At 64.9% G+C, this 25,769-nt stretch carries 25 protein-coding genes and 1 pseudogene; 4 read left to right on the forward strand and 22 right to left on the reverse strand.

Annotation, left to right across the window (positions count from 1 at the left end):
- From F0A17_RS15475 to F0A17_RS15560, 18 genes and pseudogenes are all read right to left on the reverse strand, one after another.
- A partial coding sequence (locus F0A17_RS15475) for an aldehyde dehydrogenase family protein (RefSeq protein WP_223111559.1) occupies window positions 1–202 on the reverse strand: 202 nt, incomplete at its 3' end.
- Window positions 203–267: 65 nt separating this feature from the next.
- Window positions 268–1,023, reverse strand: a complete 756-nt coding sequence (locus F0A17_RS15480; RefSeq protein ID WP_228716933.1) for a FadR/GntR family transcriptional regulator — start codon at window positions 1,021–1,023, stop codon at window positions 268–270.
- A gap of 60 nt (window positions 1,024–1,083) precedes the next feature.
- The gene (locus F0A17_RS15485) at window positions 1,084–1,881 is read right to left on the reverse strand and encodes an NAD-dependent epimerase/dehydratase family protein (RefSeq protein ID WP_149329265.1); all 798 of its coding nucleotides are present in this window, start codon (window positions 1,879–1,881) and stop codon (window positions 1,084–1,086) included.
- Window positions 1,882–1,908: 27 nt separating this feature from the next.
- Window positions 1,909–2,772 (reverse strand): amidohydrolase family protein, encoded by an 864-nt coding sequence (locus tag F0A17_RS15490; RefSeq protein ID WP_149329266.1) that lies wholly within the window; start codon window positions 2,770–2,772, stop codon window positions 1,909–1,911.
- A gap of 4 nt (window positions 2,773–2,776) precedes the next feature.
- Window positions 2,777–3,913 (reverse strand): mandelate racemase/muconate lactonizing enzyme family protein, encoded by a 1,137-nt coding sequence (locus F0A17_RS15495; RefSeq protein ID WP_149329267.1) that lies wholly within the window; start codon window positions 3,911–3,913, stop codon window positions 2,777–2,779.
- Between the two features lie 36 nt (window positions 3,914–3,949).
- Window positions 3,950–5,230 (reverse strand): TRAP transporter large permease, encoded by a 1,281-nt coding sequence (locus F0A17_RS15500; protein WP_149329268.1) that lies wholly within the window; start codon window positions 5,228–5,230, stop codon window positions 3,950–3,952.
- Window positions 5,231–5,232: 2 nt separating this feature from the next.
- Window positions 5,233–5,742, reverse strand: a complete 510-nt coding sequence (locus F0A17_RS15505; RefSeq protein ID WP_228716934.1) for a TRAP transporter small permease — start codon at window positions 5,740–5,742, stop codon at window positions 5,233–5,235.
- A gap of 89 nt (window positions 5,743–5,831) precedes the next feature.
- Window positions 5,832–6,824, reverse strand: a complete 993-nt coding sequence (locus F0A17_RS15510) for a TRAP transporter substrate-binding protein (RefSeq protein ID WP_149329270.1) — start codon at window positions 6,822–6,824, stop codon at window positions 5,832–5,834.
- A 52-nt stretch (window positions 6,825–6,876) separates the two neighbouring features.
- Window positions 6,877–7,035: pseudogene (locus F0A17_RS20825) on the reverse strand (5-dehydro-4-deoxyglucarate dehydratase); the annotation flags it as partial.
- 264 nt (window positions 7,036–7,299) lie between these two features.
- A complete protein-coding gene (locus F0A17_RS15520; protein WP_149329271.1) occupies window positions 7,300–8,625 on the reverse strand; it encodes an enolase C-terminal domain-like protein in 1,326 nt (441 codons plus the stop codon).
- A 44-nt stretch (window positions 8,626–8,669) separates the two neighbouring features.
- Window positions 8,670–10,232 (reverse strand): galactarate dehydratase, encoded by a 1,563-nt coding sequence (gene garD / locus F0A17_RS15525; protein ID WP_149329272.1) that lies wholly within the window; start codon window positions 10,230–10,232, stop codon window positions 8,670–8,672.
- Between the two features lie 32 nt (window positions 10,233–10,264).
- Window positions 10,265–11,779 carry a tripartite tricarboxylate transporter permease gene (locus F0A17_RS15530; protein ID WP_149329273.1) on the reverse strand — a complete coding sequence of 505 codons (1,515 nt, stop codon included), beginning with the start codon at window positions 11,777–11,779 and terminating at the stop codon, window positions 10,265–10,267.
- A gap of 17 nt (window positions 11,780–11,796) precedes the next feature.
- Window positions 11,797–12,240, reverse strand: a complete 444-nt coding sequence (locus F0A17_RS15535; RefSeq protein WP_149329274.1) for a tripartite tricarboxylate transporter — start codon at window positions 12,238–12,240, stop codon at window positions 11,797–11,799.
- A gap of 102 nt (window positions 12,241–12,342) precedes the next feature.
- A complete protein-coding gene (locus F0A17_RS15540; RefSeq protein WP_149329275.1) occupies window positions 12,343–13,398 on the reverse strand; it encodes a type 2 periplasmic-binding domain-containing protein in 1,056 nt (351 codons plus the stop codon).
- A 28-nt stretch (window positions 13,399–13,426) separates the two neighbouring features.
- Window positions 13,427–14,344: a 5-dehydro-4-deoxyglucarate dehydratase gene (gene kdgD, locus F0A17_RS15545; protein WP_149329276.1), complete on the reverse strand. Its 918-nt coding sequence runs from the start codon at window positions 14,342–14,344 to the stop codon at window positions 13,427–13,429.
- Window positions 14,345–14,558: 214 nt separating this feature from the next.
- Window positions 14,559–15,290: a 16S rRNA (uracil(1498)-N(3))-methyltransferase gene (locus F0A17_RS15550; RefSeq protein ID WP_149329277.1), complete on the reverse strand. Its 732-nt coding sequence runs from the start codon at window positions 15,288–15,290 to the stop codon at window positions 14,559–14,561.
- An 11-nt stretch (window positions 15,291–15,301) separates the two neighbouring features.
- Entirely contained in the window at window positions 15,302–15,826 is a 525-nt protein-coding gene (secB, locus tag F0A17_RS15555; protein WP_104205441.1) for a protein-export chaperone SecB, read from the reverse strand.
- Window positions 15,827–15,856: 30 nt separating this feature from the next.
- The gene (locus tag F0A17_RS15560; protein WP_149329278.1) at window positions 15,857–16,279 is read right to left on the reverse strand and encodes a rhodanese-like domain-containing protein; all 423 of its coding nucleotides are present in this window, start codon (window positions 16,277–16,279) and stop codon (window positions 15,857–15,859) included.
- A gap of 288 nt (window positions 16,280–16,567) precedes the next feature.
- Between F0A17_RS15560 and gpmI the strand changes: the two genes are divergently transcribed.
- The 3 genes from gpmI (at window position 16,568) to F0A17_RS15575 (ending at window position 20,716) form a co-directional block, all read left to right on the forward strand.
- The gene (gene gpmI / locus F0A17_RS15565) at window positions 16,568–18,136 is read left to right on the forward strand and encodes a 2,3-bisphosphoglycerate-independent phosphoglycerate mutase (protein ID WP_149329279.1); all 1,569 of its coding nucleotides are present in this window, start codon (window positions 16,568–16,570) and stop codon (window positions 18,134–18,136) included.
- A 22-nt stretch (window positions 18,137–18,158) separates the two neighbouring features.
- Entirely contained in the window at window positions 18,159–19,337 is a 1,179-nt protein-coding gene (locus tag F0A17_RS15570; RefSeq protein WP_149329280.1) for a murein hydrolase activator EnvC family protein, read from the forward strand.
- Between the two features lie 74 nt (window positions 19,338–19,411).
- Window positions 19,412–20,716: a S41 family peptidase gene (locus F0A17_RS15575; RefSeq protein WP_149329281.1), complete on the forward strand. Its 1,305-nt coding sequence runs from the start codon at window positions 19,412–19,414 to the stop codon at window positions 20,714–20,716.
- Between the two features lie 9 nt (window positions 20,717–20,725).
- Here F0A17_RS15575 and F0A17_RS15580 read toward each other — a convergent pair whose 3' ends face one another.
- The 4 genes from F0A17_RS15580 to F0A17_RS15595 all read right to left on the reverse strand — a co-directional run bounded on the left by F0A17_RS15580 (window position 20,726) and on the right by F0A17_RS15595 (window position 25,271).
- Window positions 20,726–21,973 (reverse strand): UbiH/UbiF/VisC/COQ6 family ubiquinone biosynthesis hydroxylase, encoded by a 1,248-nt coding sequence (locus F0A17_RS15580; RefSeq protein WP_149329282.1) that lies wholly within the window; start codon window positions 21,971–21,973, stop codon window positions 20,726–20,728.
- 70 nt (window positions 21,974–22,043) lie between these two features.
- Complete coding sequence (ubiH, locus tag F0A17_RS15585; protein ID WP_149329283.1) at window positions 22,044–23,255, reverse strand: 2-octaprenyl-6-methoxyphenyl hydroxylase; 1,212 nt, start codon at window positions 23,253–23,255, stop codon at window positions 22,044–22,046.
- 71 nt (window positions 23,256–23,326) lie between these two features.
- Window positions 23,327–24,664: a Xaa-Pro aminopeptidase gene (gene pepP, locus F0A17_RS15590; RefSeq protein WP_149329284.1), complete on the reverse strand. Its 1,338-nt coding sequence runs from the start codon at window positions 24,662–24,664 to the stop codon at window positions 23,327–23,329.
- Between the two features lie 31 nt (window positions 24,665–24,695).
- Window positions 24,696–25,271, reverse strand: a complete 576-nt coding sequence (locus F0A17_RS15595) for a UPF0149 family protein (protein WP_149329285.1) — start codon at window positions 25,269–25,271, stop codon at window positions 24,696–24,698.
- Between the two features lie 144 nt (window positions 25,272–25,415).
- Between F0A17_RS15595 and F0A17_RS15600 the strand changes: the two genes are divergently transcribed.
- Window positions 25,416–25,736 (forward strand): cell division protein ZapA, encoded by a 321-nt coding sequence (locus tag F0A17_RS15600; protein ID WP_149329286.1) that lies wholly within the window; start codon window positions 25,416–25,418, stop codon window positions 25,734–25,736.
- Window positions 25,737–25,769: the final 33 nt, after the last annotated feature.

Consider the following 25,769-nt stretch of genomic DNA (forward strand, 5'->3'; position numbering starts at 1 on the left):
CGGCGCGCTCTTCGAGCGACGTTTCGCGGTAGGTGGCGAAGGCCGCCTCGGCGAGTTCGCAGGCACGCTCGACCTCGGCCTTGCCACCGCCCACGTAGGTGGGCTCGAGGGTCTCGCCGGTGGCGGGGTTGACGGCGTGGATGGGCTGGGAACTGCCGCTAACGGCGTCGCGGCCGATCAGCATCTTGCCTAGCAGGGACATGGTCGCTCCTGAGTGTCCGACATGAATGAGAACGGAAGCCATCGATTCAGGCTTACTGGTACTTTTCAGGCTTCCTGGTACTTGGCGTACATGGTCCGCGCGCGGTTGAGATGCTGGAACATCATTTCGCGCGCCGCTTCGGGGTCACGGGCCAGGATCGCCTCGAGCACGTAGGTATGCTCCTCCTCCACTCGGGCGAGGTACTTGTCCGTGGCCGCGGTGTTGATTTCGATGCTCATCAGCTTGGCGCGGGGAATCACGCTCTGGCTCAGCTGTTCGTAGAAGACCTGGAAGAAGGGGTTCTTGGTGGCGGCGGCGATGACATAGTGAAACCCGTAATCCTCTTCACGCGCCTGGGACTTTGCCGCTCGCGCTGCGATGAAGGCGGCGTGCTTCTCCTCGAGGATGCGACGATCCTCGGCGTCGTGCCGCTCGGCAGCCAGCGCTGCCGCCGCCGGCTCGAGATGTAGCCGCAGCTCGAGCACGTGGAGGATGTCCTCGACGGTGGTCGGACTGATGCGCTCGGCCGGCATCGCCTCGACCGTGGTCGAACGCAGCACGGTGGTGCCGACGCCGCGGCGCGTCTCGACCAGCCCCAACGACTTGAGATGGGTGATGGCCTCACGGATCACCGTGCGGCTGACGCCGAAGGCATCGCACAGCCCGTTCTCGGTCGGCAGCTTTTCGCCCACATTGATATTGCCATTGACGATCAGCGCCTCGAGCTGGTCGGCGACATGCAGGGACAGGCTTCCCTGACGTGAAAGCTTATGGACTTTCAGCGGCTTCGAGTCAGTCTTGAAAACGCTTTTGCCTGTCATGTCACCATCCATCGGTCATGGGTCGCCGTCGTTGAGGAGTATCTCGCCACCGGGCCGTCATCAGTCGTCGGGGTGCCCGGAGGTGGCAAACGGTCCACCCTGGTAGATGACCGCCGGATCCTTGGGGTCGAGATTGGCATCGAGCGCTTCCATCTCTTCGCGCCACGGCTCCGAGCTGTCCTTCGGCACCCAGCCGAGGAAGGCGGCCTTGCTGTTGTCCCACCAGCGTTCGGCGTTGTTCGAGAAGCCGTAGACCACGGTATAGGCCAGGCGCGGCGTGACGATGGCACGCTGCACCAGAGCGACGAAGTCCTCGGCGCTCAGCCAGATCGCCAGCTTGCGCGTATCGGTCGGCTTGGGGTGGCACCAGCCGATGCGCACGCTGAGGGTCTCGACGCCGAACTTGTCATGATACAGACACGCCAGGTCCTCGCCGAAGCACTTGGTCACGCCATAGAGCGAGTCGGGCCGACGCGGCACGTCGGCATCGATCCGCTGCGTGCGCTCGTAGTATCCGGTGGTGTGGTTGGAACTGGCGAAGATCACCCGCGGCTTGCCGTGCCGACGCACCGCCTCGTACAGATTGTAGGTACCCACGATGTTGGCCTGCAGCAGGCTCGCCCAGGGTTTCTCCAGCGAGACGCCACCCAGGTGCACGATGGCATCGCAGCCCTGGACCAGCGCATTGACGGCTTCGGCATCGGCGAGGTCGCACGCCATGAGCTCCTCGTGGTCGGCCGCCTCGCCGAGATCGGCAATGTCCGACAAGCGCACCGTACGGGCCAGCTGCGCCAGGTACGGACGGATGATGCGGCCCATGCCGCCGGCGGCACCCGTTACCAAAAGACGATCTATCATGCATTTCCTCCTCTCATCGGATAAGGGTCAGAAGCCGTACAGGGCGGCGGGGTTGTCGACCAGGATGCGACGGCGATCCTCGGGACCGGCCCACTCGAGCAGCACGTCGAGCTGTTCGGCATCGTCCGGGTACTGCTCGCGCGGCACGCCGACGTGAGGCCAGTTCGAGCCCCAGATCACCCGCTCGGGGGCATGGCCGATGACCCGGCGGGCGATCACTCCCACGTCCTCGTAGCGCGGCCCGCCGGTCAGGCTCGCCTCGTAGCCGGCGCAGACCTTGAACCAGGCATTGCCGCGGTCGAGCAGCCGCAGGATGTCGTCGACACGGCGATCGTCTGCCGCCACCGGCGGCATGAACTTGCCGATGTGATCGATGATGTACTCGCCCTCGATGCGCTGCAGGCCTTCGAGATAATCGTCCAGCTGCTGGCCGTTGAACTGCACCATCAGATGCCAGCCCAGCGGACGAATCCGGCGCTCGACCTCGAGCATGCTGGCATGGGTCACCGCACCGCCAGGCAGGTTCATGATCCGCGCCCCGCGCACGCCCTTCTCATGCCAGGCGCGCAACGCTTCGGCAGGCGTTTGCGGTGACACCGCCGCCACACCGCGGGCAGACGTCGTTCCCAGTTGGGTCAGCGCCTCGAGCAGAGCGCCGTTGTCGAGCTGATAGGCGTTCGGCTGGGTGATTACCACCCGCTCCAGCCCCAGGCGCGCCTGCACGCGGGCGTAATCCTCCGGCGTCGCCAGCTCGGCGATACCGGGCCCGCCGGGCTGGGCCTCGAAGCCGGGCAGGTAGAGATGAATGTGGCAGTCGGTGGCGCCCGGCGGTGTTCCGAGCCGCGGCGCCGGCCCTTCCAGCGGCCGGGTATTGGCAGGTATCGCTGTCACGTCGTCATGCCTCCTTGAGGGCGAAACGGCTGAGCGTCTCGCGGTCGATCTCGATGCCGAGCCCGGGCCCATCGGGAATCGTCACCACGCCCCGGTCGTGCTCGATGGGCGTGGTCACTACCGCTTGGCGGAAGGGGTTGACGGTGCGGTCGAACTCGAGAATCGGCTCGATCGGGCTGCGCCGCGGCGGGCTGGGTGGCAGCGCCGCCATGAATTGCAGGCTGGCGGCCAGGCATACGGCGGTGCCCCACACATGCGGCACCAGGCGTACGCCGTGCAGCGCGGCCATGTCGGCCACGCGGCGAATCTCGCTGAAACCGCCGACACCGCAGATGTCGGGCTGGAGAATATCCACGGCGCGGGTGGCGAGTGGCTCCTGCATGGCATAGCGGCCGTGCCAGGTCTCGCCCCCGGCGACGGGGATCGGCTGGTCGGCGCGCACCGCGCGATAGGCCGAGACGTGCTCGGGCAATACCGGCTCCTCGAACCAGTCGATGCCGAACTTCGCTGCCCTGCGGCCCACCTCGACGGCTTCGAGGGTGTCGTAGCCGTGATTGGCGTCGATCATCAGGCGCATGTCGGGCCCGATCGATTCGCGCACCGCCTCGATGACGCGCAGGTCCTCCTCGACGTCGAAGCCGATCTTGATCTTCACCGCATGGAAACCCTCGCGGCGGTATCCCGCCACTTCCCGCGCGATGTCCTCGACACGATCCACGCCCTCCCGGCGGAACGAACCGGTGGCATAGGCCTGCACGCTGTCGCGGAAGCGGCCGCCGAGCAGGGTCGCGACCGGCACCCCGAAATGCTTGCCCTTGATGTCCCACAGGGCGATGTCGATGCCGCTCAGGGCAGTGACGGTCAGGCCGCGCTGGCCCTGGTCACGCAGCCGATTGTAGAGATCGAGCCAGACCTTCTCGGTCTGCAGCGGGTCCTGGCCGACCAGGGCGGCGGCATAGGCCCGCACGACGGCGGCGTTGGGCTTGGCCGGGCCCAGGCACTCGCCCCAGCCCGTGGTGCCGTCGTCGCAGATGACCTCGACCAGGCAGTGCTGGCGCCGGGTGAAGTGCATGGAGGCGCTTTCGAAAGCGGTCTCCAGCGCATGGTCGAGGATATGAGTATGTACGGCTGCAATCTTCATACAGGGAGTCCGTTGTACGGTTCGGTCGTTGGATGCTCAGCGGAACAGCGCAGGCAGCGACAGCGAGACGGCCGGCACGTAGGTCACCAGCATCAGGGCGACGAACAGCGCCAGGTAGAATGGCCAGATGGTACGCACGGCCTGCTCGATCTTGATCTTGCCGATCACGCAGCCGACGAACAGGCAGGCCCCCACCGGCGGCGTGCACAGGCCGAGGCCCAGATTCATCATCATGATGATGCCGAACTGGATCGGGTCCATGCCGAACTGCATGGCCACCGGCAGGAAGATCGGCGTGCAGATCAGGATCAGCGCCGCCATGTCCATGATCATGCCGAGCCCCAGCAGCAGCAGGTTGAGCAGCAGGAAGATGACGATGGGATTATCGGAAAGCGCCATCAGCACCTCGGTCAGCAGCTGCGGCACGTTGTACAGCGCCAGCAGGTAGGAGAACGCCGAGGCGCAGCCGACCAGGATCATGACCAGCGCCGTGGTTTTCACCGACTGCAGCACCGCCGCCTTGAACGACGCCCAACGCAGCTCACGGTAGACCAGCGCAGTGACCACGATGGCGTAGATGGCGCCAAAGGCCCCGGATTCGGTCACGGTGAGAACGCCCGACAGCACCCCGCCGACAATGATCACGGCGGTCAATAGGCCCGGCAGGGCCGCGGCAAGGCTGATGACCAGCACATTCCAGCCGGGGAAGGTCTCGCCCTGGTAGCCACGCTTCACCGCCACCAGGTAGGCCGCCACGGCCAGGGTCAGACACATCAGAATCCCCGGCACGATGCCGGCGATGAACAGCTGGGTGACCGAGATACCGCCGCCGGCCGCCACGGCATAGAGGATCATGTTGTGGCTCGGCGGTATCACCACCCCGGCGACCGATGAGGTCACCGTGACGTTCACGGCATAATCGGCGTCGTAGCCCTTCTCCTTCATGACCGGCACGAGGATCGAGCCGAGCGCCGACGTATCGGCCACGGCGGAACCCGAAATGCCGCCGAAGAGCATCGAGGAGGTGACGTTGACGATACCCAGGCCACCCCGCACCTTGCCCACCGCAGCCGACGCCAGACGCACCAGGCGGGTGGAAATACCGCCATGCAGCATCAGTTCGCCGGCAAAGATGAAGAACGGGATGGCCAGTAGCGAGAAGACCGAAATGCCCGACAGAATGCGCTGGAAAGCGACGAACAGCGGCAGCCCCTCGTAGAGGAAGGTCGCGACGGCAGCCAGCCCCACGGCGAAGGCCACGGGCGCGCCTGCCAGCAGGCCGAGAAAGAAGAGTCCGAACAGAATGGCAAGGCCCATGGTCAGTTGCCCTCGTCAGAGTCGTTGCCGGAGAGTCGCGACACGATATTGGCCACGGCGAAGAACACGATCAGTCCACCGCAGATCACCAGTGGCGCGGCACGCCAGCTCTCGGAGAGACGGATCATGGGAATCGCCCGCTCAAGGTTGGTCATGACCAGGCCCCAGCCCTGGTACGCCATGAAGGCGCCGAAGGTCACGATGAAGAGATCGGCGATATAGCGGAAGATCGTCCTGAAGGGCTCGGGCATCCCCTCGCGCACGAAGTCGATGCTCAAGTGGGTGTTTCCTCTGACGCCGGCCGCCGCCCCCAGGCAGGTGACGTAGACGACGAGCAGCAGGGAAGCCTGCTCGACCCAGGTTGGCGTGTTGTTCAGCACGTAGCGGCCGAACACCAGCCAGCCGAAGATGGCGATAAGGAAGACCAACAGTACGCCCGCCACCGCCAGGCAGAGATTGGCGATGGCGTCCAGTATCCGGCTTGTCCGCTTTCGCAGCTGGGGAGGATTCACAGCGACCTCGTGGTCAGCATAGGTTCTCAAGGCGTCAGCCTCCTTCCCCCTCGGCGCGCCTGGCGCCGAGGGGGACGTCACGGCGAAGCTCAGTTTGAGTTCCGGATGGCGTCGATCAGGCTCTCGAGGTCAGGATTCTCCTCGATGAAAGCCGCATAGACGGGTTCCATCTTCTCCTGGAAGGCCGCCTTGTCCTCCACTTCGTTGATCTCGATACCGGCATCCAGCACGATCTGCCGGCTCTCCTGAGAACCCTCGACCCACAGCTGTCGCTGCAGCTCGGACGCCTTGACGGCCTCCTCGCGCACGATCTTCTGATCTTTGGGCGAGAGCGCTTCCCAGCTTGCCTTGGCGATGCACAGGCACTCGGGAATGATCAGGTGTTCCGTGAGAGAGTAGTAATCGGCGGCCTCGTAGTGGTTGCTGGACTCGAACGAGGGATAGTTGTTCTCCGCTCCATCGAGCACCCCGGTCTTGAGCGCCTGATAGACCTCGCCGTAGGCCATCGGAGTGGCATTGCCGCCGAGGGCCTCGATCATCTCGACGTACAGGTCGTTGTTCATGACCCGGATCTTCAGGCCCTGCACGTCCTCGGGCGTGTGCACGGGGCGTTCGGTGTTGTAGAGACTGCGCGCACCTGAATCGAACCAGGAAAGGGCGACCAGGTTCTTTTCCGCCAGGGCGTCGGCGAATTGTTGACCGATCTCGCCGTCCATCACCTCATGCATGTGCTCGACGCTGCTGAAGATGAAGGGCAAGGAGAGCACGTTGGTTTCCTTCACGATGGGGCCCATCGGCCCCATGTTGAAGTTGGCGAAATCCAGCGCGCCGTTACGGGTCTGCTCGATGGCATCGGGCTGATCACCGAGTACGCCGTTGTTATAGACCTGTACCGTGAGCCGCCCCTCGGTGCGCTCGGTCACGTTCTCGGCAAAGGCTTCCAGCGCCTCGGTATTGGGGTAGCCCGGCGGGTGGATGTTCCAGCCGCGCCAATCCTCGGCCTGGGCCGGCAGCGACAACGCCATCACGGTGGCGGATACGGATACGGCAACAGCACTCATCGTCTTGGTCGTTGTATTCATGTTTTTCACGACGCACTCCTCTGAATTGTTCTTGGTGTTGTGGTTGGTGAACCTCCAATCGGTTCCGCTCTTCCAGGGTGGGCATGACCAGAGGCGCTCGTACGCTTCCGGCCGGGCGGCCAATGATTTCGGCACCCGCCTTGATCAGGCTGACGGCATACCCCGCTTTTCGGTCCCTGAGATCGACGAAGGGAATGAAGAAGTCGTTGGTGGATAGCTGTCGGCATCGAAGCGGCCTTCATCACGGCGGCTCTGGAAAACGTCACGATCATTCCTCTTGGTCGACGCGCCTTACCGGTTCTCTCCGTGAAGCTTTGTAGAAAGCTTTCTTTTTATAATACATCATACAACATACAAGCTAATCGCCCGCCTCCAGGCTTGCAAGCCAGCCCATGGTCGAACTCGACTAAAGTACAAGCGGAACGCTACGCGGCTTGCCGCCATGGCGATCGCAACTGAAAGGTGCCAGCAAGGCTCAGCGCACCAGCGCCGGTTTCTTCGGATCGAACTCCCAGCCGGGAATCAGGTACTGCATCGCCATGGCGTCGTTGCGCTGCGTCACGTCGAGTCCTTGATAGAGGCGATGGGCCTCCATCAGCTTGTCTTCGTCGAGCTCGATACCCAGGCCGGGCGTTCCGGGCACCGCCAGCTTGCCGTCGCGGATGCGGAACGGCTCCTTGGTGATGCGCTGGCCGTCCTGCCAGATCCAGTGGGTGTCGATGGCGGTGATCTCGCCGGGGCAGGCCGCGGCCACATGGGTCATCATCGCCAGCGAAACATCGAAGTGGTTATTGCTGTGCGAGCCCCAGGTCATGCCCCACTCATTGCACAGCTCCCCCACCTTGACGGCGCCCTGCATGGTCCAGAAGTGGCAATCCGCCAACGGGATGTCCACGGCGTTGAGCTGCACGGCGTACTGCAGCTGCTTGAAGTCCGTCGCGATCATGTTGGTCGCGGTGGGCAGGCCAGTACGCTTCTTGAACTCGGCCATGGTTTCGCGCCCCGAGTAGCTCTCTTCCTGGCCGCAGGGATCCTCAGCATAGCTCAGCAGGTGCTTGATCGGCTCCAGCACCCGCACCGCCTCGTCGAGCGTCCAGGCGCCGTTGGGGTCGAGCGTCAAGCGCGCCTCGGGGAAGGCTTCGTGAAGGGCGCGAATGCAGTCGGCCTCTTCCTCGCCACGCAGCACGCCGCCCTTGAGCTTGAAGTCCTTGAAGCCGTAGCGCGCATAGGCCGCCTTGGCCAGGTTGGCGACCGCCTCCGGGGTCAGCGCCTCGCGGCAGCGCACCTCGTCCCACTCGTCGCTGGGGTTCTCGGGCCGGGGATAGGGCAGGTCGGTCTTGGCCGGATCGCCCAGCAGGAACAGGTAGCCCAGCGCCTCGACCTCGTCGCGCTGACGCCCGTACTGGCCCAGCAAGTCGGCCACCGGCCGCTGTACCGCCTGGCCATAGAGGTCGTACAGGGCCGACTCGATACCGGTGATGACATGCACCGCCACGCGCAGATCGAAGGTCTGACGACCGCGCTCCTCTCGCCCGTTCCTGGCCAGCAGCAGGCGCGCCTGGTTGAGGGTCTGCTTGATGTCGTTGACGCGCGATCCCTCGACCAGCGAGCGGCACTGCTCGAGCCCCTTGAGGATGCCGGCGCTGGACGGGATCTCACCGACGCCCTGGTGACCTGCATCGTCCTCCAGGATGACCACGCAGCGAATGAACCAGGGCGCATGGCCACCACTGAGGTTCAACAGGAAACCGTCGTAGCCGGCAACCGGGACGATGCGCAACTTCTTGATCTTGGGAAACATGAGACGTTCTACCTGTGAGTCTGGATTGGGGCCCGGTCTGTGCATCACGTCACGGGGGCCGGATTGAAAAGCGCCAGATCGTTGTGGATACCCAGCCGGTCGGCCGCGGCCTGCCGGCGTCCGCTCGCCACATCGAGAATGAGCCGGAAGAGTTCCCAGCCCACCGCCTCGATGCTGGCATCGCCGGTGGCGATGCGACCCGCGTCGAGGTCAATCAGATCGTGCCAGCGCCGGCCCAGCGTCGAGTTGCTGGAGACCTTGAGCACCGGCACCATCGACAGGCCATAGGGTGTGCCGCGTCCGGTGGTGAACACCTGCAGGTTCATACCGGCCGCCAGCTGCAAGGTGCCGCAGATGAAATCGCTGGCCGGCGTGGCGGCGAAGGTCAGCCCCTTGCGACGCAGCCGCTCGCCGGGACCGATGACGTCGACGATGGGCGAGCTGCCGGACTTGATGATCGATCCCAGCGCCTTCTCGACGACGTTCGATAGGCCCCCTTTCTTGTTGCCGGGGGAAGGGTTGGCGCTGCGATCGGCCTGCCCCTGGGAGAGATAGTCGTCGTACCACGCCATCTGCTCGATGAGCGCCCGGCCCACCTGTTCGTCTATTGTCCGGGGCGTCAGCAGATGGATGGCATCGCGCACCTCGGTGACCTCGGAGAACATCACGCTGCCCCCGGCGCGCACGATCAAGTCAGTGGCGAAGCCCACGGCGGGGTTCGCGGTAACGCCCGAGAAGGCGTCGCTGCCGCCGCACTGCATGCCCACCACCAGGTCGGAGGCCGGGCAGGTCTCGCGACGGCGGCGATTCAGCCGCTCCAGGTGGCGCTCGGCCATGGCCATGATGCCCTCGACCATCTCGCCGAAGCCGTGGAAGGCGTCGTCCTGCAAGCTCAGCACGTTGGCGTCGGGGTCTGCCGCTTCGGTGTTCGTGTAATTCCTGACGGGGCGGTCGTCGACCAGCGTGGAGGGTTGGAGCTTCTCGCAGCCCAGGCCGATGACCATTACCTCGTTACCGAAGTTGGGGTTCAAGGCGATGTTCTTGAGGGTGCGGATCGGCACGATGGCGGCCGGTGCGTTGATCGCCACCCCGCAGCCGTAGGTGTGGTTGAGCCCCACCACGTCGTCGACGTTGGGATAGCGCGGCAGCAGTTCGCGCTTGATGCGCGCCACCACGTAATCCACCGTGCCGGCCACGCACTGCACGCTGGTGGTGATCCCCAGCACGTTCTTGGTGCCTACGCTGCCGTCCGGGTTGCGGTAACCCTCGAAGGTGAAGCCCTCGAGCGGTTCCACGTCCGGGGCCGGCCGCGTGGCCAGCGGCAGGTCGTCCAGCGCCGGCGCCTCGGGCAGCCGCACCCGGGCCTCGTCGACATGCTCGCCCCGGGCGATGGCGGCCACGGCGTTACCGATGACCTCGCCGTAGCGCACGATGGGAGCGTCGATGTCGATATCCCGCAGGGCCAGCTTGTGGCCCTGCGGGATCCGGCCGGCCGCAACCAGCCCGTCGCCCAGCGCCTGGCCTTCAACGAGGCCCCCTGCCTCGACGACGATGGCGACGTTGTCGTCGGGGTGGACCTTGATGATCTTGCCTTCGAAAGCGCGCATAGGGTTCCTCTTCGCTATGCCTGGGTCATTGATCAGCCGAGCAGTTCATGACGATGCTTGGCGCGATTCTTCAGGCTCATCGTGATCGAGAACGCCACCGAGGCCAGAATCAGCAGCCACAACACCACCGCGATGGGGCTCTTGGTGAAGAAGATCGTCAGGGTTCCGGCCGATTCGAGACTCTTGACGAAGTAGACCTCCGCCTGGCTGCCCAGGATGAAGCCGATGATCAGCGGCGCCACCTCCAGGCCGACCTTCTGAATCAGATAGCCCAGCACGCCGAAGATCAGCAGTGTCCAGACATCGAACATGATGCCGTAGTTGATGGCGTAGGCCCCCACCACGCACATCATGACGATGATCGGGAACAGGATGTGCTTCGGCACCATCACTACCTTGGCGATGGTCTTGATGGCGTAGAACATCAGGAAGAACATCACGACGTTGGCGAAAATCAGCGCCGCCATCATGACGTACCAGGTCTCGGCGTTCTCGGGGATGAACAGCGGCCCCACCTGGATACCCTGGAGGGTAAAGGCACCGATCAGCACGGCGGTGGTGGAATCGCCGGGAATGCCCAGCGACAGCAGCGGGATCAGGGCTCCGCCGGTCAGCGCGTTGTTGGCCGATTCGGAGGCGATGAGCCCTTGGGGCGCGCCCTTGCCCATCTGCGAAGAGTCGCGCGCCAGGTTCTTTTCCTGGGTATAGGCCAGCACCGAGGCGGCGCTGCCACCGACCCCCGGCAGCATGCCGACGAAGGTACCGATGAAGGAGGAGCGCACCAGGTTGGTCAGGCGCCCCTTAAAGAGGGCCAGCGAGAAGGTGGCGCCCGCTCCCTTGCCGATTTTCACCCGCTCGTCGCTCAGGTCGCTCTTCACCCCCTTCTCGGCTTCGAGAAGAATGGTGGAAATGCCGAAGATGCCGATCAGCACGGGCAGCAGGGAGAAGCCTTCGAACAGGTAGGGCTCCATGAAATCGAAGATCAGACGGGTCTTGCCGTTGCCGCCGTCCGAGATGCTGTAGTCCCCGATCAGGCTCAGCCAGATACCGATCACACCGCTGAAGATGCCCACCAGCATGTTGTGGGACAGGGAGGCGATGACCGTCAGGGCCAGCAGGATGATCAGGAACTTCTCGATATAGGAGAACTTGATGGAGAAGTCGGCCAGCAGCGGAGCGAACAGGAACAGCACGGCGGCACTGATCAAGCCGCCCACCAGGGAAGCGACCACGCTGATCTTCAGGGCCCGCTCCCCCTCACCCCTGCGCGCCATGGGATAGCCATCGAACGTCGTGGTGATCGACGAGGGGGTGCCGGGAATGTTGAGCAGCACTGCCGGTACCATACCGCCCGAGATGCCGCCCACGTACAGGCCGAGCAACAGGGCCAGGCCATGGTTCAGGCCCAGCGCATAGGTCAGCGGCAGGCACACCGCCACCGCCATGGTGGCGGTCATGCCGGGAATGGCACCGAACACGATCCCGACCAGGGCGCCCAGCGCGGTCAGGAGGAAGAAGGTCACATCGAGAAGTGAAAGGATTTCCATGGTGGCACTCGCTTCGGTCACGGCAGGGTGATCTGGAACAGCTTGGCCAGGATGAGCCAAGCCAGGCTGGGCGCAGCGAAGGCAGTGAGTGTCACGATGACCAGTGCTTTCCTGGTCCATTCATGCAGATACAGAAGCGACATGAGAAAGACGAAAGGTATCGAGACGAACAGAAACCCGTAACCCGTATAAGGGAACATGTCCCCCACCACCGTCATCAGGTGGAAATAGGCCACGATCAGCGCGAGCGTACCGAAGAAACGCAGGCTATCCATGGATTCGCCCAGGATGGGCAGCGCGCGCTCACCGCGCCTGACAGCAGCCAGGAAGGGGACGACCTGGGTCACGACCACCAGGACGAACAGTACGGCCATGATCCAGGTGATCAGGGTCGGGAAGAACAGATGAGAAGTCCCGAAATCGATCGAGACACTGAGCAGATCTGACAGACCTGATTCCATAGCCGCTCCGTTAGAGACAGGTCGACCTGCCTATCGTTGTTCTGGCGTTGCGTTGTCCGGACCGGGTGCCGACAGCGAATTCGTCGACACCCTGGCACTGATTTACTGGATGTTTTCGATGATTTCCTCGTAGCGAGACCGCTTCTCTTCCAGGTACTCCGACGCTTCGCCCGACGGACGGAAGTTGGGGATGAAGAAGGCGCTCTTCTGGATTTCCTGGATCTCGCCCTCCTCGAAGATCTCGGCGAGCGCCTCGTCGATCTGCTCGACGATGCCCGGATCCATCTCCTTGTTGTAAAGGAAGAAGAACTCCTTATCGAAGGTGAAGGTCTCGTCGTCGCCCATGGTCACGTGCACGTTGGGCTCGACGAATTCCAGCAGCTGCTCGCGGGTGGTCTGACCGAGCCCCTCCTCCGGCGCCTGCTGGATGGTCTCCTGGCGGGCCGTCAGCCAGACGAAGCGCATGGCCTTCTGATCGTCTTCCGGCAGGCGGGTGTACTGTTCGTTGGCCTGCACGGAGCCGTTGATCAGATCGACCTGATCATCGAAGAGCAGTTGGTTCTTGTCCGACTGGGAGCCGGTATTGACCGCCACCAGGTTGTCTTCCTGCCCCGGATGCTCGATGGCGATGGCATTCTTCAGGGCGCTGAAGCCGATCTCGGAGACACCGCCCGGCTGGATCGCCACGCGCACGGTCTCGCCCTCGCCCACTGCCGCGATGATGTCGTCGAGGGTCTCGTAGGGCGAATCCTTGGGCACCAGGTAGGCATTGCCCGGGTTGATGGCGACGGTCGGCCCGATGGTGTACTTCTCGAAGATGTCGGCATAGCCCTCCACGCCATACAGGTGGCCCAGGTAGGACTGGTCGTGGAAGATCATCAGCGTGTTGCCGCGGGCATCGCGGTCCAGGGTACGGAATGCCGAACTCGCGCCCACGGCGTCGACCTTCATGTTGATATCGAGCTTCTCGGCCAGCTGGTCCACCACGATGCTCGAGTTCTGGTAGGTGTCGCCACCGGTCGAGGTGGAGCCGATCACGACCCGTACGTTGCCCCGCAGCTGGCCCTCCTGGGCCTGGGCGGCGCCGATCCCGTAGGACAGCGACGTCATCAGGACGGCCGACCCCAGTCCTACGATAGTCTTCTTGAATACTGGCATGCTTCACCTCATCAGCTTCGTTGTTGGTTTATAGTTGCCTGGCCTTCTCTACCAGCGTCGCGAGCTGCTGGCGCTCCTCGATGGAGGGCATGGTCAGCGGCGCCCGGACGCTGCCGGCCGGGCGGCCGATGATCTCGGCACCCGCCTTGATCAGGCTGACGGCATACCCCGCTTTTCGGTCCCTGAGATCGACGAAGGGAATGAAGAAGTCGTTGGTGATTTGCTTCACCACCTCACGATTGCCCTTGCGCAGTTCCTTGTAGAACCTGACCGCCATGTCCGGTACGAAGTTGAACACGGCGGAGGAATAGGTGTTCACCCCGATGGAGAGGTAGGCCTCGGCGAAGATCTCCGCAGTCGGCACGCCACCGACATAGACCAAGCGATCTCCTACCGTCTTGATGATCTTGTTGAGCAGCTGGATGTCGCCCTTGCCATCCTTCAGGCCGATCAGATTGGGGCAGGAATCGGCCAGCGCCTGGACCGAATCGGCGTTGAGGATGCCGTTGCCGCGGTTGTAGTAGATGACGTTGAGCTCGGTGGCGTCGCAGATCCGGCGGGCATACTCGACGAGCCCCTCCTGCGGGCATTCGGTCAGGTAAGGCGGCATCAGCAGGATGCCGTCGGCCCCCGCGTCCTCGGCGGCCTTGGCATAGGCCCTGCCAGTCTCTACGCTCAGTCCGGCGCTGGCGATCACCGGCAACTTGCCGCCAACCGTCTCCACGGCCACGCCCACGACGTCACGGTACTCATCGAGCGAGAGATTGAAAAACTCCCCCGTGCCGCCGGCCACGAACACGGCGGAAATGTCATGGCTGACGAACCACTCCAGACGACGGCGATAGCTGTCGGCATCGAAGCGGCCATTATCATCGAAGTCGGTGATGGGGAACGACAACAGCCCATCCCCCACGGCATCTACCACTGCTGCTCTGGAAAATTTCACGAACGCTTCCTCTTGGATTGGCACGCACCGCTGGCCAAGGACCCGCTGCGGCCGATGCACTGTCAGAATGACCGCCACTAATCGTCATACATCATACAACGTACAAGTTAATGAAGGGCTTCCACGCCTGCAAGGCGACGCCTGGAAAAATAGACGAAAGTCTAGAGGGAGCGAAAATTAGCCTTGACGAATGCTGCCATGGACGGCTTGACGTTCAGCCCAGATCGCCGAAGCGATACTGCAGCAGTGACAGCGCCACCACGGGGGCGGTCTCGGTGCGCAGGATTCGCGGGCCGAGGGAGAGAGGTACGAAGCCGGCGGCCGTGGCGGCCGCGATTTCGCTGACGGAGAGCCCCCCTTCGGGGCCGATCAGCAGCGCCACGGAGGCGGGAGCGCCGTTTTGTTCGAGAGCCCCTGCCGTACCGGGATGGAGCACGAGGCGCAGCGATTCGACTCGGTCGCTGAGCCAGGCATCGAGAGGCTGCGGTGGATGAACGGGAGGAACGGTGGCACGGCCGCACTGCTCGCAAGCACTGGCGGCCACGGCTTGCCAGTGGGCAAGCTTCTTCGCCTCGCGCTCGCCCTTGAGTCGCACATCGCCGTGCTCGGTGTAGAGCGGCGTGATGGCGGCAACACCGAGCTCGACGGCCTTCTGGATGGCATAGTCCATGCGGTCGCCCTTGGAGATCGCCTGGCCCAGGTGCACCGCCAGCGGCGATTCGCCACGGCCCGCCTCGACGGCCTCGATGCGCGCCACTACGCGCTTGCGGCTCGCCTCGACGATTACCGCGAGGGCTTCGTGGCCGACACCGTCGAAGAGCCTTACCGGCGCACCTTCGCCCAGGCGCAGCACGCGCGCCACATGGCGTGCAGGGCCCTCGGGCAGAACAACGTCGCCGCCGACAATGAAGTCGGCGGCGACGTGGATGCGCGGGTTCGTTGCCATGGCGGACAAACCTACTGCGCTGGCTGCTCGCCCTGTTGCTGGGCCTGCTCGGCCTGACGCTTCTTCTTCTGGGCGTAGATCGCCTCGAAATTGACCGGCGCCAGCATCAGGGGCGGGAAACCGCCGCGATTGACCAGATTGTCGATACATTCGCGAGCATAGGGAAACAGCATGTTGGGGCAGAAAGCCCCCAGCGTGTGTTCGAGCTGTGCCCCTTCGATGCCGCTGATGCGGAACAGGCCGGCCTGCTCGATCTCGGCCAGGAAGGAGGTGGTGCCCTCCTCGCTGTGGCGAACCTGCGCGGTGACCTTGAGCGCGACTTCGTAGAGTTCCTCGCCGACCTTTTTGCTGGAGGTGTTCAGGTCAAGGCCAACCTTGGGTTTGAACGGCTGCTGGAACACGGCAGGCGAGTTCGGCGCCTCGAAGGAGATGTCCTTGACGTAGATGCGCTGAACGGCGAACTGAAGCTGCTGCCGGTTCTGCTGATCGGCGGCCTGGCTGCCGCCGGCGGCGTTCTGGCTGTTCTCTTCGGCCATGGGAAGATCCTTTTGCGTCTTGTGTATTGGCTATTTCTTGACCATCGGCAAGCCGTCGGCCTGCCACTGCATCATGCCGCCCTTGAGCTTGTAAACACGGGAGAAGCCGGCCTTGACCAGCTTGGCCACGGTGAGGCCGGACGTCTGCCCGCTCTTGCAGACCACGATGATCGGCTTGTCCTTGGTTTTCTCCAGCTCCCCGAGGCGATCATCGATGCGGCTCTGAGGGATGTTGCGTGCGCCGGCGATATGCCCGGCCTTGAAGTCCCCCGCCTCGCGGGTATCGATGACCACGGCATCCTCGCGGTTGATCAGCTGGGTGGCCTGGCTGGAGGTCACGCCACTGGAGGCGCTGTTACGCACTTCGTAAGCGATCCAGGCGGTCAGCACCAGCAGGAAGGCGCCCACCAGGAGTGGGTGATTCTGAACGAATTCGAACAGCTGATCGATCATGGGTCCGGCACACTCTTTATCGGGAATGTCCTGTCTCGGACATCGGAAATGTCGCTGAACGGATCTGGGCGACCCGGAAGGCGGAGATTATACACCAAGCCATGGCACCTGCGGCATGGACTCGCCGACGCCCCGCTTGGCCATGACGCTTGCCCGCACCGTGCGCTATGATGCCGCAAGCCGACTCAAGTCGCGACCCCCGTCGCCCCGGTTCTGTCACGCCCGGCGCGGACAGGCTCCCGGACGGTTCCAGGTCGCGCCGATAACGTATGCGAGGCCCACTCCCCGATGACGACCGAGACCCCCCCACGCCCCGTCGCTTTGATCATTCTCGATGGCTACGGCCACAATCCCGACCCCACCGACAATGCCGTGGCCGCGGCACGCACGCCGAACATGGATCGCCTATGGCAGGAGCGCCCTCATGCGCTGCTGCATACCGACGGCAGGTACGTGGGACTGCCGGAGGGTCAGATGGGCAACTCCGAGGTCGGTCATATGAACCTGGGCGCAGGCCGTGTGGTGTACCAGGAACTCACCCGCATTTCCAAAGCGATCGAGGACGGCGATCTGGACACCATCGCTGCGCTGACCGACGCCATCGACGCCGCAGTGACCGCCGGACGCGCCGTGCACTTGCTTGGCCTGCTGTCGCCGGGCGGCGTGCATAGTCACGAGGATCACATCCTGGCCATGGCCGAGCTGGCCGCCCGTCGCGGCGCCCAGCGCATCTACGTGCACGGCTTCCTCGACGGCCGCGACATGCCGCCGCGCAGCGCCCTGGCTTCCATCGAGCGCACCAACGCCCGACTCGCCGAATTGGTAGGCGCCGACAACGGCTTCGTCGCCTCGATCGTCGGCCGCTATTTCGCCATGGACCGCGACAATCGCTGGGATCGCGTCGAGAAGGCCTACCGATTGCTCACCGAGGGGGTCGGCGAATTCGAGGTCACCAGCGCCGAACAAGGGCTGCGTGACGCCTACGCTCGCGACGAGAACGACGAATTCGTCTCGGCCACCGTTATCCAGGCCGAGCACGGCCCCGCGACCATTGCCGACGGCGACGCCGTTATTTTCATGAACTTCCGCGCCGACCGCGCCCGCGAGTTGACCCGCGCCTTCGTTGAGGACGATTTCGACGGCTTCGAGCGCCGCGCCCGTCCGGCGCTGGCCGGTGGCAGCCTGGTCACCCTGACCCGGTACGCCGCGGACATTTCCGCCCCGGCCGCCTTCCCACCGGCCGACCTGCACAATACCTTGGGCGAAGTAATGGAGAGCCGCGGCCTGACCCAGCTGCGTGTCGCCGAGACGGAGAAGTACGCCCACGTCACCTTCTTCTTCTCTGGCGGCCGCGAGGCCGAATTCGAGGGAGAGACCCGCGTGCTGGTGCCCTCGCCCCAGGACGTCAAGACCTACGACGAAAAACCGGAAATGAGCGCCGTCGAAGTGACCGACCGCCTGGTGGAGGCGATCGACTCGGGCCGGTACGACCTGATCGTGTGCAACTACGCCAACGGCGACATGGTCGGCCATACCGGTGACTTCGACGCCGCGGTCAAGGCGATCGAGGCGGTGGACGCCTGCGTCGGCCGCGTGGTAGAGGCAATCGAGCGCGCCGGCGGCGCCTGCCTGGTTACCGCCGACCACGGCAACGCCGAGCAGATGGTCAACCCCGACACCGGTGTGGCCCAAACCGCCCATACCACCTTCGAAGTGCCGCTGATCTACGTCGGCCCCCGCTCCGTGAAGCTGCTCGACGACGGTCGCCTGTGCGATATCGCGCCGACCCTGCTGACCATGATGGAACAGCCGATTCCCGAGGAGATGACCGGCAGGGTGCTGATCGAACCGGCATGACGGGTCACGGAACCGACTTGCCATGAACCGAGGCCGGCACCATCCCGTCCCGGGAGCCACGCTGCTGGTTCTCATCGCGCTGCTGGGGAGCGTCACGCTCGGACTCAGCCCTTCCCGCGCGTTCGCCGAGCCCAGCGAGCGGGAAGCCCGAGAGCGCCTCGATGCCATCGGTAGCGAGATCCAGGCGGTCAATCGTCGCCTCGGCGACACTCGTGAAGCCCAGGGCGAAGCCAGCCGTGAACTGCGCGAAGTGGAAACCGCCCTGGCCGACACCCACCGCCGGCTGGATGAGATCCAGGCCGACCGACGCGATACCGCTGCTGAGATCGACGCGCTGGAGACCTCACGCGACACGCTGCAGGACGAACGCACCGAACAGGTCGAGGCGCTCAACGTTCAGTTGGGTGCCCTCTACCGCCTGGGCCTCACGCCGCAGCTCAAGCTGCTGCTCAACCAGGACGATCCGGCCCGCCTCGATCGGCTGCAGACGTATCTCAATCGCCTGGCCAGGGCGCGCAACGAGCGGCTCGACGAGATCGCCCGGCTCGACGCCGAGCTGGCCGAAAACCGTCGCGAGCAGTTGGCTCGCAGTGCGCGCCTCGACGAGCTGGCCGACGAACTGGCCCGACGCAGCGCCGAGCTGGCCGAGCGGATGCGCGAGCGAGAGACGCTGTTGGCCGATCTGGATCGACGTTACAGTGACGAGCAGACGCGCTTGGCTCGCCTGAGCCAGGACCGACAGGAGGCGGAGCGTGTCCTGGAACGGGTTCGCGAGGAGCTGGCCCGGTTGGAACGGCCCCCGCCCTCCACCGCCATCGAGCGCACTCGGGGCGACCTGCCCTGGCCGGTACAGGGCAATGTCGCCTCGGGCTACCGTCACGACGATGGCGTGCACCGCAACGGCATGCTGATCGAGGCGCGCGAAGGCACGCCGGTCACGGCGGTACATGCCGGACGCGTGGTATTTGCCGACTGGATGCGAGGCTTCGGCAACCTGCTGATTCTCGACCATGGTGACAACGTCATGACCCTGTATGCTCACCTGCAGCATTTCAGCGCCGACGTCGGTCAGGCCGTCTCGCGCGGCGATGCCATCGGCACGGTGGGCATGAGCGGAGGCCACACGACGCCGGCACTCTATTTCGAGGTGCGCCGCAACGGCGACCCCATCGACCCCCAGGCCTGGATCGCACGGAGATGATCATGAGAGGGATTTCACAAGCCCCGGACCACGGGATATGCTGGACAGCCTCGCCTCGAAACTGCGGAGTTCGCATGCCTTCACGCCCTGCCCGCCCACTGTCCGCACCACGACGCCTGTTGGCGACGCTGCTGCCGATGGCGCTGCTGGCCCTGCCCCTCGTCGCCCCCCCGACCCAGGCGCAGGCCGAGCCGACGGTGGACGAGCTGCCGCTGGAGGACATCCAGACCTTCGCCGAGGTGTTCGAGCGCATCAAGCGGGCCTACGTGAAGGAAGTCGACGACAGCACTCTGCTGCGCAACGCCATGCGCGGCATGCTCAGCGAACTCGATCCCCACTCCGCCTACCTTGACAACGAGGAGTTCCAGAGCCTGCGGGAGTCCACCGAGGGAGAGTTCGGCGGCATCGGTATCGAAGTCGGCCTCGAAGAGGGCCGTCTGACCGTCATCACGCCGATCGACGATACCCCGGCGGCACGTGCCGGAGTGCAGGCGCGCGACGTCATCCTGGGGATCGACGATATCCCCACCGAGCGACTCTCGCTGCAGGAGGCGGTCACCCTGATGCGCGGCGAGCCGGGTAGCGAGATACAGCTGACCCTTCAGCGCCGCGGCGAAGACGCCCCCATCGAGGTCACCCTGACCCGCGAGGTCATCCGCACCGAAAGCGTGCGCAGCGAGCTGCTGGAAACGGGTTACGGCTACCTACGCGTCAGTCAGTTCCAGAATCGCACGGGTGATCAAGTCAACGATGCGATCCGCCGCATGGAACGTGACGGACCGCTCCAGGGACTGATCCTCGATCTGCGCAACAATCCCGGCGGCGTGTTGCAATCTGCCGTCGCCGTCGCCGATGCCTTCCTCGAGGGCGGGTTGGTGGTCTATACCGAGGGTCGCCTGCCGGATACCGAGATGCGTTTCTCCGCCAGTCGCGAGACGGCCGCCCCCGACGTACCGCTGGTAGTGCTGATTAACGGCGGCAGCGCCTCGGCCGCGGAAATCGTGGCCGGTGCGCTGCAGGACCAGCGGCGGGGGATCATCATGGGCACCGGCAGCTTCGGCAAGGGTTCGGTGCAGCAGGTGATGCCGCTGGGCAACGGCGAAGGTCTCAAGTTGACCACTGCCCTCTACTACACGCCCAACGGGCGCTCGATCCAGGCATTGGGCATCGAACCCGACGTCACCGTGGTACGCGGCCGCATCGAGGTGACCGAAGGCAGTCGCCAGTTGCGCGAGGCCGACCTGGAAGGCCATCTGCAATCGAGCAGCGAGCCGCGTACGACGAGCGAGATGCCCTCCCAACTGCGTGAGGATTACCAGCTCGGTGAAGCGCTCAACCTACTCAAGGCGCTCAATGTCCTGGAGCGACGCGAGCGCTAGAAACGCCGCTCAGCGACAGGAAGCCGGCAGCGTTCCGCGCTGGCCGATCGCCTGCTGCATGATCAGCCGCTTGACCGGCATGAGCCGGTCAACGCCGGATAGCCCCAGGTTGCGCAGCAGGGTGAGCGCCGGATGACGGGTACCGAACAGCAGCCGGAAGCCGTCCATCAGCGCCAACATCGCCGCGTTGTCGCCGCGCCGCCGGCGCGCATAACGCTCCAGCAGCCGGGGCTCGCCCAGCGGAACGCCGCGCCGCCGCGCGGCAAGCAGTTCCTCGGCCAGCACCGCCACGTCCATCAGGCCTAGGTTCACCCCCTGACCTGCCAGCGGGTGAATGCTGTGCGCTGCATCGCCTACCAGGGCGAAGCCCGAGCGAACGTAGCGCTCCGCGTGTCGCTGGGTCAGCGGCACCGCCAACGCCGGGTCGATCACCTTCACCGCCCCCAGGCGAGACTCGAAGGCGGCTTCCAGTTCGCCCGCAAGCGCCTCGGGGGGAAGCGCCGCCAACCGCGTGGCCTCCTGGGGCGAGGTGGACCAGACGATCGAGCAGTATCGCTTGTCGTCGTCCACCGTCAGTGGCAGGAAGGCCAGCGGTCCCGACGTCAAGAAGACCTGGCGCGCCACGCCGCCGTGCGGCCGGCCGGTGCGCACCGTCGTGACCACGGCCACGTGACCGGTATCCCGCTCACGTACCTCGATGCCGGCCAGTTCGCGCAGCGGCGAACGCGCGCCGTCGGCTGCCACCACCAGCGGCGCCACCAGGCGGCGACCATCCTCCAGCGTCACTGCGCACCCGTCCGGCGATTTCTGCAGCCCCGTCACCCTGGCGCCGAACCACTGGCGGACGCTGGGCAGCTCGGCCAGGCGCGTCTCCACGGCTGCCAACACCACGTCGTTCTCGACGATATGGCCCAGCATCGACACACCGGCTTGCTCGGCGGAGAATCCCACCTCGCCGCTACCTTCGCTGTCCCAGACCTGCATGAAGTGGTAGGGCGTCACGCGCCGCGCCTGCATCCAGTGCCAGGCGCCGAGTCCTTCCAGCAACCGCTGTGAAACCGGCGTCAACGCACTGACGCGCACCGCCGGCGCTCCTCGCCCGACCCGCTCGGCCACCAACGGGGCCGGGCGTGCATCGAGCAGCGCCACGCTGACGCCCGCCTGGCCCAACAGTGCCGCCAGCGTCGCGCCCACCATGCCGCCGCCGACCACGATGACTTCGAAAGGCGTCAGCGCCTGACTTGACTCGTCCTTCATCCCGTCTCCTTTGCGCCCCGGTATATCGGGTGCGCTTCGCCGATTGCCGGCCGTGTCATGTAGCGAATCATCAGCGCTCCAGCCCCATGGCCCGACGCGCCAGACCCCGCCGCAAAGGCCCCAGCAGATTGAGCCCGACCAGCCCCGCGGCGCGCGCATGAGCCAGCATGCCGCTGTCGACGCCGAACAGCCGTACGAGCCCATCGCTGAAGCGAATCACCTGATGTCGGTCGACGATGCGCCGTGCCTCGAAATCGCGTAGCACCAGCATGCCGCCGGGCGACTCGCCCTGAGCCAGCGCCTGTTCCAGCGAGGCCACCAGATCGGTGACGCCGCGCAGCGCCAGGTTGAAGCCCTGCCCCGCCACGGGATGCAGCGAATGAGCGGCATTGCCCAGTACCGCCAGGCCGGGACGAATGGCCTCGCGTGCAGTGACCAGGGTCAGCGGGTAAGCATGGCGAATGCCGACACGGCGGAAGCGCCCGGCACGATCGCCGAAGGCGCGCTGCAGCTCGGCCAGGAAATCGCCGTCACTGAGCGCTAGCCGCGGTGCCTCGCGCCCCGCCGGATGAGTCCAGATCAATGCCATCTGCTGCCCGGGTAGCGGCAGCAGGGCGATAGGGCCTTCGCGGGTGAAGCGCTCGTAGGCGATACCCGCGTGGGGCCGGCTTATTTCGACATTGGCGATCAGCGCCACCTGGTCGTAGGGCACGGCGTCGCTGGCGATCCCCAACTGCTCCTTGAGCCCCGAACACCCACCGTCGGCCAGCACCGTCAATCCCGCATGCAGCGTACAGCCGTCGGAAAGGGAAAGTCGATAACCCTGCGCCTCGGGCACGATGGCTTCCACGCTGGCGGGGCAGTGCCAGGCCAGCGGAAGATCGGCTAGGCGCCGATGCAACACCCGCCCCATCCAGGCATTGGGAACGACGTAACCCAATGCCGGCTGGCCAAGCTCCGCGGCCGTCAGCCGGGTTACGCCCAGCCGGCCCCGCTCGCTGACATGGATATGTTCGATGGCGGCGGCCTGCTCCGCCATGGCCTGCCATACCCCCATGCCACGGAAGCGTTCCGCCGATCCCTGGGCGATGGCACTGGAACGCGCATCGAAGCTCGGCTGCCATGGGGCCTCGGCGAGCTCGGGCAGCGGTGCGGCCTCGATCACGGCTACCGTGAGCGTATGGCGTGAGATCAGCGGAGCCAGAGCGCAGGCCAGGCTCGCCCCCACCAACCCGCCACCAATGATGGCGATATCCACGCGTCGGCGCGTCGCGAGGTTCATTCCAACCCTCTACGACAGGCCGTATCGTAATGTAAATTACGTAATAACACAGCCGTACCCCTCCTTTGTGATCATTTTTTGGCCATCAGCGCTTCTATTTCAGCCACGCGTTTGGGCACGGAAGCTGTCAGCACTTCATGCCCCTCGTCGGTAACCGCCACATCGTCCTCGATGCGGATGCCGATCCCACGGTAGGGCGCGGGTACGTCCTCATCGTCGGGAAGATAAAGCCCGGGCTCGATTGTCAGCACCATCCCCGGTGCCAACGGCCGAGACTCGCCCTCCTGGCGATAGTCGCCCACGTCGTGCACGTCGAGCCCCAGCCAGTGCGAGGTTGAGTGCAGATAGAAACGCTTGATGCTGTCATCCTCGATGCGCGCCTCCACTTCGCCATCAAGCAGCCCCAGGCGAATCAGACCGGCGGTCAGGTCACGCAATACGCCGTCGTGTATCGCTTGCAGCGTGGCCCCTGGGCGAACCGCGGCCACCGCTCGCTCCTGGGCCGCCAACACGACATCGTAGAGCTCGCGCTGGGCGGTATCGAAGCGTCCACCAACCGGGAAGGTTCGGGTGATGTCGCCAGCATAGAGGTCGAACTCGGCTCCGGCGTCGATCAGCACCAGCTCACCGTCACGTAACGGTTTGTCGTTTTCAATATAGTGCAGCACGCAGGCATTGGCGCCTCCGCCCACGATGCTGTCGTAGGCCGGCCCACTGCCGCCGTGCCAGCGGAATTCATGTTCCAGCTCCGCCTGAAGGTGAAACTCCATGAGCCCGGGGCGAGCCGCTCGCATGGCTCGCACATGGCCGCGCGCAGAAATCTCGGCGGCATGGCGCATCAACGACAGTTCGCTTTCACTCTTGATCAGGCGCTGCTCGTGAACCAGTGGTGTCAGGTCGGCGAAGGCGCGCGGCGGGCGGGCGCCACGCCGCACCTTCGCAACGAGCCGACCACGAAACGCCTCGGCCAGTGCCAGCGCTTCGGTATCGTCCAGCGGCAGGTAGAGGGTCGTGCGGCCATCGAGCAGTTCTTCCAACCGCTCATCGCGCTCAGCGTTCTCGAAGGCCTGATCGATGCCGTACTCGCGCACCGCTCCTTCGGCCCCCAGCCGCCTTCCCGTCCAGGCTTCCCGCATGGGATCACGATCCTGACAGAACAGGACGCTTTCACCGTCGCTGCGCCCCGGCAGCAGCAGCAGCAGCGCCTCAGGCTCGGGAAAACCGGTCAGGTAGTGCAAGTCGCTACGTTGACGGAAGGGATAGTCGCTATCGTGGGAGCGGGTAATGAGCGAGGCGCCGGGCAGCAGCACGGCGGCGTCCGCCGGCAGCTGTTTCATCAGCGCTTCTCGACGGGCACGGTACTCGTCGTTGCCGATCGGCGCGGGGCGGGGAAGGGGATCGGACAGCATCATGGCTCCTTGCGTGCTCGGAAAATGAATCCTAGTGGCGGGTGGGCTCGCTGCTTTCCACCTGCGGTTGGCCGGGATGCTGCTCGGTGTAGAGCAGCATGGCGGCCATGCGAGCATGTTCGCTCAGGGCGAACAGATCGTTCTCGTTCTCGGCGCTGTCGTCGATGTCGGTCTCGATGTCGGCGATCCCGGCAAGGTCATCCACGGCCTCGCGCAGAGCAGCGGACCAACTCTCGCGCGGGTCATCGCCGGCGTCGGCGATGACCTCGAGGAAGCCCAGCGTCCATTCCTGCAGGCCCCGGGCGCGCTCGGCCAGGGAGAACAATTCGTCGGGCAGCAGCGGCTCATAGTTGAGGTCACTGTCGGCGAGCGCCTCGAGCGTCTGCCGGCGCCAGGCCAGCAGCGTCTCGGCGCTCTCGCGGTCGCGTGGCTGCTCCACGCCGAGTCCCAGACAGACCTCTTCCAGCCAGGCCTCGGGCCCAAGGTCGTGAAGCGCCAGTTCGGCGCACAGTCGTCCGTCGAGAAAGGAAGGCGACTGCATGCTGCCATGAAGCAGGAAGAGATCGGCCAGCGTGGAGAAGTCGGGGCGTTCATCAGTCGGTGACATGGAATAATCCCTTGTCGGATGGCGGCGAGAGGCGTCGCGTTGACCGCTCGCAAACGGCTCTCTTATAGTGGATGATCGAAACGATCCTGCGTGATTGACAGGATGTTAACGCATCGGGCAGACAAGCCGACACCGGAGCCCTCCATGAGCGATGACGCCTCCCGGCCTACCGCCGAGGTGACCCTGCTGGGCCGCCACTATGTGTTCGCCTGTAACCCCGGCGAAGAGCAGAAGCTACAGCGGGCCGCCCGCTATCTCGACCGTGCCATGCAGGGCATCCATGCACAGAATAACCTGCTCGGCAGCGAGCGTGTGGCGCTCATGGCCGCGCTGAACATCACCCACGAGCTGCTCGAGACCATGGATACGCGGCGCAGCGAAGAGCAGCAGCTCGACCATCTCAGCGAACGGCTGGAGCGGGCCATGGCGGGAGCGCCACGCCACGGACGCACCGCTGCCGAATGACATTGGACGCATCCCGCTCCTCTGTTAGGATGA

The sequence above is a fragment of the Billgrantia pellis genome, from assembly GCF_008297955.1.
Lineage (GTDB): Bacteria > Pseudomonadota > Gammaproteobacteria > Pseudomonadales > Halomonadaceae > Halomonas > Halomonas pellis.

What these genes read in the sequence shown, in the direction of transcription:
- F0A17_RS15480 (WP_228716933.1), bottom strand. Translation starts at nt 1,023, where the DNA reads ATGACAGGCAAAAGCGTTTTCAAGACTGACTCGAAGCCGCTGAAAGTC.
- F0A17_RS15485 (WP_149329265.1), bottom strand. Translation starts at nt 1,881, where the DNA reads ATGATAGATCGTCTTTTGGTAACGGGTGCCGCCGGCGGCATGGGCCGC.
- F0A17_RS15495 (WP_149329267.1), bottom strand. Translation starts at nt 3,913, where the DNA reads ATGAAGATTGCAGCCGTACATACTCATATCCTCGACCATGCGCTGGAG.
- F0A17_RS15500 (WP_149329268.1), bottom strand. Translation starts at nt 5,230, where the DNA reads ATGGGCCTTGCCATTCTGTTCGGACTCTTCTTTCTCGGCCTGCTGGCA.
- F0A17_RS15510 (WP_149329270.1), bottom strand. Translation starts at nt 6,824, where the DNA reads ATGAATACAACGACCAAGACGATGAGTGCTGTTGCCGTATCCGTATCC.
- F0A17_RS15520 (WP_149329271.1), bottom strand. Translation starts at nt 8,625, where the DNA reads ATGTTTCCCAAGATCAAGAAGTTGCGCATCGTCCCGGTTGCCGGCTAC.
- garD (WP_149329272.1), bottom strand. Translation starts at nt 10,232, where the DNA reads ATGCGCGCTTTCGAAGGCAAGATCATCAAGGTCCACCCCGACGACAAC.
- F0A17_RS15530 (WP_149329273.1), bottom strand. Translation starts at nt 11,779, where the DNA reads ATGGAAATCCTTTCACTTCTCGATGTGACCTTCTTCCTCCTGACCGCG.
- F0A17_RS15535 (WP_149329274.1), bottom strand. Translation starts at nt 12,240, where the DNA reads ATGGAATCAGGTCTGTCAGATCTGCTCAGTGTCTCGATCGATTTCGGG.
- F0A17_RS15540 (WP_149329275.1), bottom strand. Translation starts at nt 13,398, where the DNA reads ATGCCAGTATTCAAGAAGACTATCGTAGGACTGGGGTCGGCCGTCCTG.
- F0A17_RS15550 (WP_149329277.1), bottom strand. Translation starts at nt 15,290, where the DNA reads ATGGCAACGAACCCGCGCATCCACGTCGCCGCCGACTTCATTGTCGGC.
- secB (WP_104205441.1), bottom strand. Translation starts at nt 15,826, where the DNA reads ATGGCCGAAGAGAACAGCCAGAACGCCGCCGGCGGCAGCCAGGCCGCC.
- F0A17_RS15560 (WP_149329278.1), bottom strand. Translation starts at nt 16,279, where the DNA reads ATGATCGATCAGCTGTTCGAATTCGTTCAGAATCACCCACTCCTGGTG.
- gpmI (WP_149329279.1), top strand. Translation starts at nt 16,568, where the DNA reads ATGACGACCGAGACCCCCCCACGCCCCGTCGCTTTGATCATTCTCGAT.
- F0A17_RS15570 (WP_149329280.1), top strand. Translation starts at nt 18,159, where the DNA reads ATGAACCGAGGCCGGCACCATCCCGTCCCGGGAGCCACGCTGCTGGTT.
- F0A17_RS15575 (WP_149329281.1), top strand. Translation starts at nt 19,412, where the DNA reads ATGCCTTCACGCCCTGCCCGCCCACTGTCCGCACCACGACGCCTGTTG.
- F0A17_RS15580 (WP_149329282.1), bottom strand. Translation starts at nt 21,973, where the DNA reads ATGAAGGACGAGTCAAGTCAGGCGCTGACGCCTTTCGAAGTCATCGTG.
- ubiH (WP_149329283.1), bottom strand. Translation starts at nt 23,255, where the DNA reads ATGAACCTCGCGACGCGCCGACGCGTGGATATCGCCATCATTGGTGGC.
- pepP (WP_149329284.1), bottom strand. Translation starts at nt 24,664, where the DNA reads ATGCTGTCCGATCCCCTTCCCCGCCCCGCGCCGATCGGCAACGACGAG.
- F0A17_RS15595 (WP_149329285.1), bottom strand. Translation starts at nt 25,271, where the DNA reads ATGTCACCGACTGATGAACGCCCCGACTTCTCCACGCTGGCCGATCTC.
- F0A17_RS15600 (WP_149329286.1), top strand. Translation starts at nt 25,416, where the DNA reads ATGAGCGATGACGCCTCCCGGCCTACCGCCGAGGTGACCCTGCTGGGC.